This is a genomic window from Micromonospora sp. Mcm103, assembly GCF_024519755.1.
In the GTDB taxonomy this organism is placed as follows: Bacteria; Actinomycetota; Actinomycetes; order Mycobacteriales; family Micromonosporaceae; genus Micromonospora; species Micromonospora aurantiaca.
This window is the reverse complement of sequence record NZ_JALJRJ010000007.1, coordinates 214,001-226,202: the sequence shown is the minus strand read 5'-3', so window position 1 is coordinate 226,202 and position 12,202 is coordinate 214,001. Positions and strand designations below refer to the sequence as shown.

Sequence of the window (12,202 nt, the reverse complement as noted above, 5' to 3'; positions counted from 1 at the left end):
AGGAACGTGCGTCCGGGACCGGATCGACGTAATAAATTCGGCCTTCTGGCCGACGAAACATCGGCAGCGTAAGTGATTATCCTTCGATTCGTATGCCTCGTTGCGGAACAGACACGATTCGATACCAACCCGCCCCCCGCCCGTTTCCGCGCCGTCCACCCGAGGGCTAAGGTCTGCGCACATCGGTGACCCTGTCACCACGTTGTCCGTACCCCCAAGGACGAGGTGAAGCACCATGCGTGCATCCAGGCCGAAGGTCGCAATCGCGGCCGTCGCGGTCGCGGCCCTCGCGGTTGCAGGCTGCGCCGAGAGCGACCGTGAGAGTGGCTCCGGAGATAGCAAGAAGGACACCCTCGTCTTCGGCGTCGCCGGAGACCCGAAGGTGCTCGACCCCAGCTTCGCCAGCGACGGTGAGTCGCTGCGCGTGGCGCGCCAGGTCTTCGAGACCCTGGTCCGTCCGGAGGAGGGCGGCACCAAGGTGACGCCGGGCCTCGCCGAGTCCTGGACGCCGGATGCGGCGGGCACGACCTGGACCTTCAAGCTCCGCTCGGGTGTCAAGTTCCACGACGGCACCGACTTCAACGCCGAGGCCGTCTGCGTCAACTTCAACCGCTGGTACAACGCCAAGGGCCTCATGCAGAGCCCGGACGTGACCGCGTACTGGCAGGACGTCATGGGCGGGTTCGCCAAGAACGAGAACCCGGACCTGCCGCCGAGCCTCTTCAAGTCCTGCACGGCCAAGGACGCCACCACTGTGGACCTGGCGTTCACCCGGGTGTCCAGCAAGATCCCGGCCGCGCTCATGCTGCCGTCGTTCTCGATCCAGAGCCCGAAGGCGATGGAGCAGTACGACGCCAGCAACGTCACCGGCACCGCCGAGGACATCAAGTACCCGGCGTACGCGATGGAGCACCCGACCGGCACCGGCCCGTTCAAGTTCAAGGCGTGGGACATCGCGAACAAGTCGCTCACCATCGAGCGCAACGACGACTACTACGGCGACAAGGCCAAGCTGAAGACCATCATCTTCAAGACGATCTCGGACGAGAACGCCCGCAAGCAGGCGCTCCGCTCGGGTGACATCCAGGGCTACGACCTGGTCGGCCCGGCCGACGTCGAGCCGCTGAAGAAGGAGGGCTTCAACGTCCTCACCCGGCCCGCCTTCAACATCCTCTACCTGGCGATCAACCAGAAGGGGAACCCGAAGCTGGCCGACCTGAAGGTCCGGCAGGCCATCGCGCACGCGCTGAACCGGCAGGCCCTGGTCGACTCGAAGCTGCCCCCGGGCGCCAAGGTCGCGATGAACTTCTTCCCGGACACCGTCGAGGGCTGGAACGGCGACGTCACCAAGTACGACTACGACCCCGCCAAGGCGAAGGCCCTGCTGGCCGAGGCCGGCGCGTCGAACCTGACGCTGAAGTTCCACTACCCGACCGAGGTCACCCGGCCGTACATGCCGAACCCGAAGGACATCTTCGAGCTGCTCTCGGCGGACCTCAAGGCGGTCGGCATCAACGTCCAGGCCATCCCGCTGAAGTGGAGCCCGGACTACCTCAACGCCACCACCTCCGGCAACAAGCACGACCTGCACTTCCTCGGCTGGACCGGTGACTACGGCGACGCGTACAACTTCATCGGCACCTTCTTCGACCGCCCGAAGGACGAGTGGGGCTTCAACAACCCCCAGCTCTTCGCGCAGTTCAAGGACGCCGACACCACCGCCGACGCGGCGGCCCGTACGGAGAAGTACAAGGCACTGAACAAGTCGATCATGGACTTCCTGCCGGGTGTGCCGATCTCGCACTCCCCGCCGGCGATCGTGTTCGGCAAGGACGTGACCGGGATCAAGGCGAGCCCGCTCACCGACGAGCGGTACGCGACCGCAGAGTTCAAGTGATCTGAAGGCACCGTACGCGGGCGGGCGCTGTGACCACAGCGCCCGCCCGCACCCCTCCGCACACCCTCCGAGGCGCCCGTGTTCCGGTTCATCATCAGACGCCTGCTACAGCTGATACCCACGCTGTTCGGGCTCTCCGTCCTGCTGTTCATCTGGCTCCACCGACTTCCCGGCGGGCCCGAGACCGCGATCCTCGGTGAACGGGGCACGCCCGAGACGCGCGCCGCCATCCGGCGCAACCTCGGCCTCGACGAGCCGATCCTGGTCCAGTACGCCCGCTTCCTGCGGCGGATGATCCGGCTCGACCTGGGCACCTCGACCGGTACGAAGCGGGCCGTCACCACGGAGTTCGTGGAACGGTTCCCCGGCACCGTCGAGCTGACGATCATGGCGATGATCCTCGCGGTCGGCATCGGCATCCCGCTCGGCTACCTGGCCGCCCGCCGCCGGGGCCGGTTCCTCGACCACGCCTCGGTCGGCGGATCGCTCATCGGCATCTGCATCCCGGTCTTCTTCCTGGCGTACGTGCTCAAGGCGATCTTCGCGGAGAACCTGGGCTGGTTCCCCTCCAGCGGCCGGCAGGACCCGACCATCGGGGCGACCCGGGTCACCAACTTCTTCGTCCTCGACGGGCTCATGACCCGCGAGTGGGACGCCGCCGCCGACGCGCTCTGGCACCTCGTGCTGCCTGGTATCGCGCTCGCCAGCATCCCGCTCGCGATCATCGTCCGGATCACCCGGGCCAGCGTGCTGGAGGTGCTGAACGAGGACTTCGTCCGCACCGCCGAGGCCAAGGGCCTGACCGAGCGGACCGTCCGCCGCCGGCACGTGCTGCGCAACGCCATGCTTCCGGTGGCCACCTCGATCGGTCTCCAGACCGGTCTCCTGCTCTCCGGCGCGGTGCTCACCGAGACCGTGTTCGCGTTCAGCGGCATCGGCGCGTTCGTCGCCGAGTCGATCAGTCAGCGCGACTACCCGGTGCTGATGGGCTTCATCATGATCATTGCGGTGGTGTACGTGCTGGTGAATCTCCTGGTCGACCTCTCCTACAGCGTGATCGACCCGAGGGTGAGGGTGCGATGACCATCACCACTGGCAAGAAGCGCGAGAAGATCGACCGGCTCGCCGAACTGGCCGCCCGCGACGACGAGCAGGGGGTGAGCCTCTGGAAGGAGGCGTTCCGCCGGCTGCGCCGCAACCCGGCCGCCGTCATCGGCGTGGTCATCCTGGCGGTCTTCGTCCTGGTCGCGGTCATCGGGCCGTTCCTCGTCCCGTACAGCCCGACGGACTCCATCGGCATCCGCGAAGGACTGGTCAAGTCCGGCCAGGGCATCATCCCGGGCGTCTCCGCCGACCACTGGCTCGGCTTCGACCACCAGGGCCGGGACGAGTTCAGCCGGCTCATCGTCGGGGCCCGGCAGACGCTGCTCGTCGGCGTCGTCTCCACCCTGATCGGCCTCGCGGTCGGCGCGCTGATCGGCGGCGTCGCCGGTGCCGCGGCCGGTCTCGGCGGGCGCTGGGGCCGCTGGATCGACACCACCCTGATGCGCTTCATCGACATGCTGCTGGCCATGCCGAGCCTGCTGCTCGCGGTGAGCATCGCGGCACTGCTCGGCGCCAGCCTCACCACCGTGATGATCGCCGTCGGTGTGGTGTCCGTGCCGATCTTCGCCCGGCTGCTGCGCGGCTCGATGATCGCGCAGGCAAACAGCGACTACGTGCTGGCCGCGACGTCGCTCGGCGTGAAGCGCTCCAAGATCGCCCTTACCCACGTGGTGCCGAACTCGATCGCCCCGGTCATCGTGCAGGCCACGCTGACGCTGGCGACCGCGATCATCGAGGCGGCCGCGCTGTCCTTCCTCGGTCTCGGCAACCCCGACTCGGCCATCCCGGAGTGGGGCGTCATGCTCGCCGACGCGCAGCCGTACCTGGGCATCCGGCCGGGCCTGGCGATCTATCCGGCGCTCGGCATCATCATCACCGCGCTCGGGTTCACCCTGCTCGGTGAGGCGATGCGCGAGGCTCTCGATCCGAAGCTGCGGAAGTAGGTCAGTCAGCCATGGCACTGCTCGAAGTGGACGACCTCTCCGTCACGTTCGCCCGTCGTGGGCAGCGCACCGTGCACGCGGTGGACGGGGTGTCCTTCTCGGTCGACGCCGGCGAGGTGGTCGGCCTGGTCGGCGAGTCCGGCTGCGGCAAGAGCGTCACGTCGCTGGCCATCATGGGCCTGCTGCCCAAGCAGCCGGGCCTGCGCGTGGGCGGCAAGGCGGTCTTCGACGGCACCGACCTGCTCCAGCTCGACGACCGGTCGCGCCGCGACATCCGCGGGCGGGACGTCGCGATGATCTTCCAGGACCCGCTCTCCTCGCTGAACCCGGTCATCCCGATCGGGCTCCAGGTGACCGAGGTGCTCGCCCGGCACCGGGGCATGAAGGGCGAGGCGGCCACCAGGGAGGCGGCCGACCTGCTCGACCGGGTGGGCATCCCGGACCCGCGGCGGCGCCTCAAGGAGTACCCGCACCAGCTCTCCGGCGGCATGCGGCAGCGGGCGCTGATCGCCATGGCGGTCGCCTGCCAGCCCCGGCTGCTGATCGCCGACGAGCCGACCACCGCGCTCGACGTCACCATCCAGGCGCAGATCCTGGAACTTCTCAAGGGCCTGGTCCGGGACTCCGGCACCGCCCTGGTCATGATCACGCACGACCTCGGTGTGGTGGCCGGCATGTGCGACACCATCAACGTGCTCTACGCCGGCCGGGTGGTGGAGACGGCCACCCGCCGTCCGCTGTTCCGCCAGCCCCGGCACCCGTACACCGAGGGGTTGCTCGCCTCGGTGCCGCGCCTGGACGCCGGCCGTGGCGAACGGCTGAACCCCATCCCCGGCTCGGTGCGCGACGTCCTGCCCTGGCCGGACGGCTGCGCGTTCGCCCCGCGCTGTGCGCGCCGCGTCGACGAGTGCGTGGGCGAACCGCCGGAGCTGGTGCTCACCCACGACGCGCGCAGCTACCGCTGCGTCAACCCGGTGCCGATCCCCGGCCTGACCCCGGAGGCGGACGCCCGCGCGACCGCGCCGACGACCACCGAACCGGGTGCGGTGCCGGCCCAGGCCGAGCCGGCCGACCCGCCCGCCGTGCCCGGCTTCGGACCGGCTCCGCGCGAGGAGGAGACCCCATGAGCGACAACGACATCCTCGTCGAGGTCCGCGACCTGAAGGTGCACTTCCCGATCCGCCGGGGCGTGATCTTCGACCGGACCGTCGGGCACGTCAAGGCGGTCGACGGGGTCGACCTGAGCATTCCGCGCGGCAAGACGTACGGGCTGGTGGGCGAGTCGGGCTGCGGCAAGTCCACGCTGGGCCGGGCGCTGCTCCAGCTCAACCCGCCGACCAGCGGCGAGGTGAAGTTCGACGGCGTCGAGCTGACCACGCTGCCGGCCGGCAAGCTGCGCGCGATGCGCCGCCGGATGCAGATGATCTTCCAGGACCCGATGTCCAGCCTGGACCCCCGGCAGAACGTCGAGTCGATCCTGACCGAGGGCCTCCAGACCCACGGCATCGGCGCCAACCGGGACGACCGGCGGCGGATCATCGGCGAGACGCTCGACGCGGTCGGCCTGCCCAAGTGGGCGCTGTCCCGCTACCCGCACGAGTTCTCCGGCGGCCAGCGCCAGCGCATCGGTATCGCGCGCGCCCTGGTGCTCGGCCCGGAGCTGATCGTCGCCGACGAGCCGGTCTCCGCGCTGGACGTGTCGATCCAGGCGCAGGTGGTGAACCTGCTCGACGAACTCCAGGACAGCCTCGGCCTGACCTACCTGGTCATCGCGCACGACCTGGCCGTGGTGCGGCACATCTCCGACATCGTCGGCGTGATGTACCTGGGCGCGCTGGTGGAGGAGGCGCCGAGCGACCGGCTCTACACCGAGCCGCTGCACCCGTACACCCGGGCGCTGATGTCGGCGGTGCCGGTGCCGGACCCGGACGTGGAGGACCGCCGCGAGCGCATCCTGCTCGCCGGTGACCTGCCGTCGCCGGCCAACCCGCCGTCGGGCTGCCGGTTCCACACCCGATGCCCGTGGGCGCAGCCGACCCGCTGCGCCGACGAGCGGCCGGAACTGCGCCAGATCGGTGCCAGCCGGGTGGCCTGCCACTGGGCCGAGCAGATCGCCGCCGGCGAGCTGCGCCCGCACGAGGTGACCGCGAAGATCACCCGCCCGGAGGGCGAGGGCGAGGAGCCGGGCGTGGTCTCCGCGCCCAGCGAGCCCGGCTCGTACGTCTGACATGACGAAGCGCGTCCCCACCCGGCCCGGGTGGGGACGCGCTTCGTCGTCGGTCAGCCCTCGGGGCGGTTGAGCAGGCCCACCGCGATCGTGTGCACGGCGTCCAGCGCGGCCGGGTCGGCCAGCGGCGCGGAACCGCCGGTGACCGCGTACCACTCGTCGGCGTCCTTGTACTGCACCCGCAACGTCACCCGGCCGTCGGCGTGCTCGGTGCGCAGCGTCAGCTCGCCGGTCACCACGCCCACCTCGTCGGTCATGACCCCGCCCGGACCGGCGGTGATGTCGGTGGTGCGGTCCGCCGGTCCGGCCGGCGCGCCCCCGGCCGGAGCACCCGGCACCGCGTCGGCGGTCATGCCCGCCCCGGCCACGTCCGCGGACGCCGGCTGCCGGCCGTCCGCCGTCATCCCGGCCGAGGCCGGACCGGCGGGTGCGGCGTCTGTCTCCGGCGTGCCCGCCGGGGCCGGTGTGGCGTCCGGCCCGGTCACGGTTTGCTCGCCCATGTGCAGCCCTCCAGCATGTCGGTGAGAGCGGCCTTCTCGGCACTTGTCACAGTCAGCCGCCAGTAGTGCTTGACCGTCACCCAGTCCGCCGCGTACTGACACCAGGACGACCGGTTCGGCGGCTTCCACTGGGACGGATCCTGGTCACCCTTTGCCCGGTTGGACCGCGCCGAAACCGCGATGAGCTGCGGCCGGGTCAGGTCGTTGGCGAAGTCGCCGCGCTTCGAGTCGTCCCACTCGGCCGCGCCCGAACGCCACGCGGCGGCCAGCGGGACGGTGTGGTCGATGTCCACGTCCGACGGGTCGTTCAGCACCACACCGTCGTAGACGCTCTCCCACCGGCCGCCCACCACGTTGCAGCCGGACAGCTTGATGCCCTCGCCGTCGCGTTGCAGCACGCTGTCGCGGACGTCGCAGTTCTTGCCGGTGCCGCGCCAGTGCGGGAAGCGGGAACGGCTGTAGCCCTTCATCGACCCGGCCGTGGCCACTGTGAGCTCACCGAGCTGCTTGTTGACGTTCCCGGCGGCGCTCGGCGGCGCCTCCGGCTCGGTGACCGACACGTCGCAGCCGGCCACGCCGAGGGCGAGCACCGCGCTCAGCGCGGCCGCCAGCCCGGCTCGGGCTCCTGATCTCGTACGCACAGACGACACCTCTCCAGCTTGCGTGCTCCGGGCGAGTCCGCACAGTACCCGGCGGCGGTTTCCGTGATTCGTGGCGTCGAGGATGGGCGGCGGGCAGAGTGGTGAGACGTGACCGCACCCGCTCCCGCGCTGCGTACCGGCTCCACCGCCGGACGCGGCACCCTGCTCGCCGCGATCCTCGCCTCCGGCATGGTGTTCCTCGACAGCACTGTCGTCAACGTCGCGCTGCCGCGCCTCGGCGCCGAACTAGACGCCACAGTCGCCGGTCTGCAGTGGACCGTGAACGGCTACCTGCTCATGCTCGCCGCGTTCGTCCTGCTCGGGGGTGCGCTCGGCGACCGGTTCGGGCGGCGGCGCGTCTTCCTGCTCGGCGTGGTCTGGTTCGCCGTGGCGTCGGTGCTCTGCGGGCTGGCCCAGGACACCGGATGGCTCGTCGCCGCCCGGTTCCTCCAGGGTGCCGGCGGGGCGCTGCTCACCCCCGGGTCGCTGTCCGTGCTCCAGGCCAGCTTCCACCCCGACGACAGGGGCCGGGCCATCGGCACCTGGTCCGGACTGTCCGGGGTGTCCACAGCGCTCGGCCCGCTGCTCGGCGGCTGGCTCATCGACACGCTCTCCTGGCGGTGGATCTTCTTCGTCAACCTGCCGCTGGCCGTCGGCGTGGTGCTCGCCGCGCTGCGCTGGGTGCCGGAGAGCCGGGACGAGGAGGTCTCGCGTACCGGAGGCGGGCGGCGTTTCGACGTGACGGGCGCGCTGCTCGGCGCGCTCGCGCTCGGCGGCGTCACGTACGCGCTGATCGACGCCCCGGCGCGCGGCCTGGACTCCCCGGCGGTGCTCGCCGCGGCGGTGCTCGGGGTGGTCGCCGTGGTGGTCTTCGTGCTGGTCGAGCGGCGGCGCGGTGACACCGCGATGCTGCCCACCGGGCTGTTCTCCAGCCGGCTGTTCTCCGTGCTGAACGTCTTCACAGTGGTGGTGTACGCGGCGCTCGGCGGGTTCACCTTCTTCCTCGCCGTCTACCTGCAGAACGTCGTCGGCTGGTCGGCGCTGCTCACCGGCCTGGCCACCGTGCCGATGACGGTGCTGCTGCTGGTCGGCTCGCCGCGCGCGGGTGCGCTGTCGGCCCGCATCGGCCCCCGGCTGCCACTCACCGTCGGCCCGGTGATCGCCGCCGTGGGCCTGCTGCTGTTGCGCCGGGTCGGGCCGGGCGCGTCGTACTGGGTGGACGTGCTGCCGGGCGTGGCGCTGTTCGGCGCCGGGCTCACGCTCGTGGTGGCGCCGCTGACCACGTCGGTGCTCGGCGCCGTGTCGGACCGGTTCGCCGGGGTGGCGAGCGGCTTCAACAACGCCGCGTCCCGGGCCGGTGGCCTGCTCGCGGTGGCCGCGTTGCCGCTGCTGGTCGGGCTGTCGGGCACCGGGTACGAGCAGAAGGGCGCCCTGGCCGACGCGTACCGGGGGGCGCTGGCGTGGTGCGCCGGGCTGCTGCTGGCCGGGGCCGTGCTCGCCGCAGTGCTGATTCACCGCCCGCCGAAGCAGAGCGGGGGCCCGGCCTGAAGCCGGACCCCCGCGTCGCCGGAATCAGGCGCGGGTGCGGTTCACCGCGCTCGTGACCGCCTTGATCGAGGCGGTGACGATGTTCGCGTCCACCCCGACGCCCCACACCGTACGGCCGTCCACCTCGCACTCGACGTACGCGGCGGCCTGCGCGTCCCCACCGGAGGACAGCGCGTGCTCGTGGTAGTCGAGCACCCGTACCGCCACGCCCAGGGACTGCAACGCGTTGACGTACGCGTCGATCGGACCGTTGCCGACGGCGGTGAGCGCGCGGGTCTCGCCGCCGAAGCCGACGCGGGCGTCGATCTCGACCTTGCCGTCGACGGTGCCGATGGTGTACTCGGCCAGCTTCACGGCCGGGTCCACCTGGTGGTCGACCAGGTAGTTGCGGGCGAAGATCTCCCACATCGCGCCCGGCTCGACCTCGCCGCCGTCGTTGTCGGTGACCTGCTGCACCACGCCGGAGAACTCGATCTGGAGGCGGCGCGGCAGGTCGAGCTGGTGCTCGGTCTTCATGATGTACGCGACGCCGCCCTTGCCGGACTGCGAGTTGACCCGGATGACCGCCTCGTAGGTGCGGCCCAGGTCCTTCGGGTCGATCGGCAGGTAGGGCACGGCCCAGGTGAAGTCGTCGACCGGCACCCCGGCCGCCGTCGCGTCGGCGTGCAGCGCGGCGAAGCCCTTGTTGATCGCGTCCTGGTGGGAGCCGGAGAACGCGGTGTAGACCAGGTCGCCCGCGTACGGGTGGCGCTCGTGCACCGGCAGCTGGTTGCAGTACTCGACGGCGCGCTTGATCTCGTCGATGTTCGAGAAGTCGATCATCGGGTCGATGCCCTGGGAGAACATGTTCAGGCCCAGCGTCACCAGGTCGACGTTGCCGGTGCGCTCACCGTTGCCGAACAGGCAGCCCTCGATCCGGTCGGCGCCGGCCAGCAGGCCCAGCTCGGCGGCGGCCACGCCGGTGCCCCGGTCGTTGTGCGGGTGCAGGCTCAGCACCAGGCTGTCCCGCCGGGGCAGGCGCCGGTGCATCCACTCGATCGAGTCGGCGTAGACGTTCGGCATCGCCATCTCGACGGTGGCCGGCAGGTTGATGATCAGCTTCCGGTCCGGCGTCGGGTCGATCACGTCGATGACCGCCGAGCAGACCTCCAGCGCGTACTCCAGCTCGGTGCCCGTGTACGACTCCGGCGAGTACTCGTAGTGGATGTCGGTGTCCGGGGTGTGGATCTCCGCGTACTTCTGGCACAGCCGCGCGCCCTGGGTGGCGATGTCGGTGATGCCGTCGCGGTCCAGGCCGAAGACCACCCGGCGCTGCAGCGTCGAGGTGGAGTTGTAGAAGTGCACGATGGCCCGGTGGGCGCCGCGCAGCGACTCGAAGGTCCGCTCGATCAGGTGCTCCCGGCACTGGGTCAGCACCTGGATGGTGACGTCCTCCGGGATCAGGTCCTGCTCGATCAGTTGCCGTACGAAGTCGTAGTCGGTCTGGCTCGCCGACGGGAAGCCGACCTCGATCTCCTTGTAGCCCATTTGTACCAGGAGCTGGAACATCCGGCGCTTACGCTCGGGTGACATCGGGTCGATCAGGGCCTGGTTGCCGTCGCGGAGGTCGACTGCGCACCAGCGGGGCGCGGCCTCGACGCGGCGGGTGGGCCAGGAGCGGTCCGGCAGGTCGACGCCGAACTCCCTGTCGTACGGGACGTAGCGGTGGACCGGCATCCGGCTGGGGCGCTGGCTGGCGAACGGATCGGTGGCGGTGACAGGTTGAGCCATCTCGGAGTGCTCCCTGGAACATGTGGCGTCAGCAGATCGGAAAGGTGTCGGCGGGCTGCCGGGCGACGGTGCGCGGCGGTGCCGAGAAGAAGATCGGATGTGCTGGACGGCGCGTAGCGACTCCGCGACGAGGTGCCGGCCGGTCAGGCCTCGTCGCGGCAGCCAAGGAGAAGGTACGCGCGCCACATGACAAGGTCACCCTACGTGGTGGGACGGGCGGTGGGAAGGCCGGTCCGGACTATGGGATCAGAGTCACCGAGTCGGCGGACCTGGACACGCGCGGTAGCCGAGGCGTCCGCTCCGCCCGGGCCACCGCCGGCACGATCGCCAGCCCGACCAGGACGAACAGCGCCGCGGCCGGGTACCAGCCCCAGCCGCCGGTGCTCACGCCGAGCGCGGTCAGCCCGGCCGGAGCGATCAGGAACTGCACCTGGGAGCCGAGCCCGAACGCGCCGACGTACGCGCCGCGCTGGGCGGCGGGCGGCAGCGTGGCGGTCAGTCCCCAGGCGCCCGCCGACTCGATCAGCTCGGCCAGGATGAGCAGCGTCGCGGCGCCGACCAGCACCGCCACGGTGAGCGGTCCCCGGGTCGCGCCGGAGATCGGCAGGACCAGGCAGAACCCGGCGATCAGCACCGCGCCCCGGCGGGACGCCCGGGCCGCGCCCGGCGCGTCGTCCGCGCCCCGGCTGGCCCGCACCTGGAACAGCACGATCAGCACGGTGTTGAGCAGCACCAGCGCGGCGATGATCGTCTTCGGTGCGTCGGTACGGGTGAGGATCCACAGCGGCATCACCGTCAGGTAGAGCGTCTGGTGCGCGGTGAGCAGCCCGGACAGCAGCGCGACGGTCATGAACGGCCGGTCCCGCAGCACCGCCAGCCGGCTCATCGGTTCGGCCGTGCGGGTCACCTCCGGCAGCCGGGGCAGCCGGTGCACGAAGGCGGCGGTCACCAGGAAGACCACGGCGATGAACCAGACCATCCCGCGGTACGCCCAGATCGTGTCGACGGCCAGCACCAGGCCGCTGATCAGCGCGCCGAGCCCGAAGCCGACGTTCAGCGAGGAGCGCTGGTAGGCCATCGCGGTGACCCGTTCCTCCGGGCGCAGCACGTTTATCGAGTAGACCTGGCGGGCGACGCCGGTCGCCGCGCCCGTCACGGCCAGCGCGATCACCACCGCGAGGAACCCGGCGAATCCGCCGACGAACGGGTACGCGGCGAACAGCGCCGCGTCCAGCAGCAGGCAGACGATCCACACCCGCTGCGGCCCGTACCGGTCGGTGAGCCCGCCCAGCGGCACGGTGCCGAGCAGGGACGCCCCCGCGGCGAGGGAGAGGCCGAGACCCACCTGGGCCGGACTCAGTCCGAGCGCCCGGGTGAAGAAGACGGCGCTGCCCGCCTGGAACAGGCCGGTGCCGACGGCGTAGACCATCGCCTGCACGGCCAGGGCGCGGGTCAGCCCGGCCGGTGGTACGACGTCACGGACGGCGGTGCGGATGCTCTCTCTGGCCCCCATGACCGGTGAGCAGATCGTGCCCCCCACGCGAGGGGCGAGCCTTTTAGGCTGAGCCGAA

Annotated in this window: 10 protein-coding genes; 6 read left to right on the top strand and 4 right to left on the bottom strand. The window is 70.9% G+C overall.

Going from position 1 to position 12,202, the window contains the following annotated elements; genetic code table 11:
* Window positions 1-235 precede the first annotated feature (235 nt).
* The 5 genes from OC439_RS11960 (at window position 236) to OC439_RS11940 (ending at window position 6,172) form a co-directional block, all read left to right on the top strand.
* Entirely contained in the window at window positions 236-1,897 is a 1,662-nt protein-coding gene (locus tag OC439_RS11960) for an ABC transporter substrate-binding protein (RefSeq protein ID WP_262013454.1), read from the top strand.
* A 78-nt stretch (window positions 1,898-1,975) separates the two neighbouring features.
* Entirely contained in the window at window positions 1,976-2,980 is a 1,005-nt protein-coding gene (locus OC439_RS11955; protein ID WP_194803309.1) for an ABC transporter permease, read from the top strand.
* Window positions 2,977-3,945 (top strand): ABC transporter permease, encoded by a 969-nt coding sequence (locus OC439_RS11950; RefSeq protein ID WP_252448187.1) that lies wholly within the window; start codon window positions 2,977-2,979, stop codon window positions 3,943-3,945. Before OC439_RS11955 ends, OC439_RS11950 begins: the two co-directional genes overlap by 4 nt.
* Window positions 3,946-3,956: 11 nt before the next feature.
* Complete coding sequence (locus OC439_RS11945) at window positions 3,957-5,072, top strand: ABC transporter ATP-binding protein (RefSeq protein ID WP_262013453.1); 1,116 nt, start codon at window positions 3,957-3,959, stop codon at window positions 5,070-5,072.
* Window positions 5,069-6,172 carry an ABC transporter ATP-binding protein gene (locus tag OC439_RS11940; RefSeq protein ID WP_030273815.1) on the top strand — a complete coding sequence of 368 codons (1,104 nt, stop codon included), beginning with the start codon at window positions 5,069-5,071 and terminating at the stop codon, window positions 6,170-6,172. The genes OC439_RS11945 and OC439_RS11940 overlap by 4 nt, the downstream gene beginning before the upstream one ends.
* A gap of 53 nt (window positions 6,173-6,225) precedes the next feature.
* Here the strand turns inward: OC439_RS11940 and OC439_RS11935 are convergent, their stop codons facing one another.
* Both OC439_RS11935 and OC439_RS11930 read right to left on the bottom strand, forming a co-directional pair.
* Window positions 6,226-6,672, bottom strand: a complete 447-nt coding sequence (locus OC439_RS11935; RefSeq protein WP_262013452.1) for a hypothetical protein — start codon at window positions 6,670-6,672, stop codon at window positions 6,226-6,228.
* Entirely contained in the window at window positions 6,654-7,313 is a 660-nt protein-coding gene (locus OC439_RS11930; protein WP_262013451.1) for an HNH endonuclease family protein, read from the bottom strand. The genes OC439_RS11935 and OC439_RS11930 overlap by 19 nt, the downstream gene beginning before the upstream one ends.
* A 108-nt stretch (window positions 7,314-7,421) precedes the next feature.
* On the opposite strand from OC439_RS11930, the gene OC439_RS11925 reads away from it, so the two are divergent.
* A complete protein-coding gene (locus OC439_RS11925; protein WP_262013450.1) occupies window positions 7,422-8,861 on the top strand; it encodes an MFS transporter in 1,440 nt (479 codons plus the stop codon).
* Between the two features lie 24 nt (window positions 8,862-8,885).
* On the opposite strand, the gene leuA is transcribed toward OC439_RS11925, so the two are convergent.
* The gene (leuA, locus tag OC439_RS11920; protein WP_262013449.1) at window positions 8,886-10,631 is read right to left on the bottom strand and encodes a 2-isopropylmalate synthase; all 1,746 of its coding nucleotides are present in this window, start codon (window positions 10,629-10,631) and stop codon (window positions 8,886-8,888) included.
* A gap of 238 nt (window positions 10,632-10,869) precedes the next feature.
* Window positions 10,870-12,144, bottom strand: a complete 1,275-nt coding sequence (locus OC439_RS11915) for an MFS transporter (RefSeq protein WP_262013448.1) — start codon at window positions 12,142-12,144, stop codon at window positions 10,870-10,872.
* Window positions 12,145-12,202: the final 58 nt, after the last annotated feature.

What these genes read in the sequence shown, in the direction of transcription:
- OC439_RS11960 (WP_262013454.1), top strand. Translation starts at nt 236, where the DNA reads ATGCGTGCATCCAGGCCGAAGGTCGCAATCGCGGCCGTCGCGGTCGCG.
- OC439_RS11950 (WP_252448187.1), top strand. Translation starts at nt 2,977, where the DNA reads ATGACCATCACCACTGGCAAGAAGCGCGAGAAGATCGACCGGCTCGCC.
- OC439_RS11945 (WP_262013453.1), top strand. Translation starts at nt 3,957, where the DNA reads ATGGCACTGCTCGAAGTGGACGACCTCTCCGTCACGTTCGCCCGTCGT.
- OC439_RS11940 (WP_030273815.1), top strand. Translation starts at nt 5,069, where the DNA reads ATGAGCGACAACGACATCCTCGTCGAGGTCCGCGACCTGAAGGTGCAC.
- OC439_RS11935 (WP_262013452.1), bottom strand. Translation starts at nt 6,672, where the DNA reads ATGGGCGAGCAAACCGTGACCGGGCCGGACGCCACACCGGCCCCGGCG.
- leuA (WP_262013449.1), bottom strand. Translation starts at nt 10,631, where the DNA reads ATGGCTCAACCTGTCACCGCCACCGATCCGTTCGCCAGCCAGCGCCCC.
- OC439_RS11915 (WP_262013448.1), bottom strand. Translation starts at nt 12,144, where the DNA reads ATGGGGGCCAGAGAGAGCATCCGCACCGCCGTCCGTGACGTCGTACCA.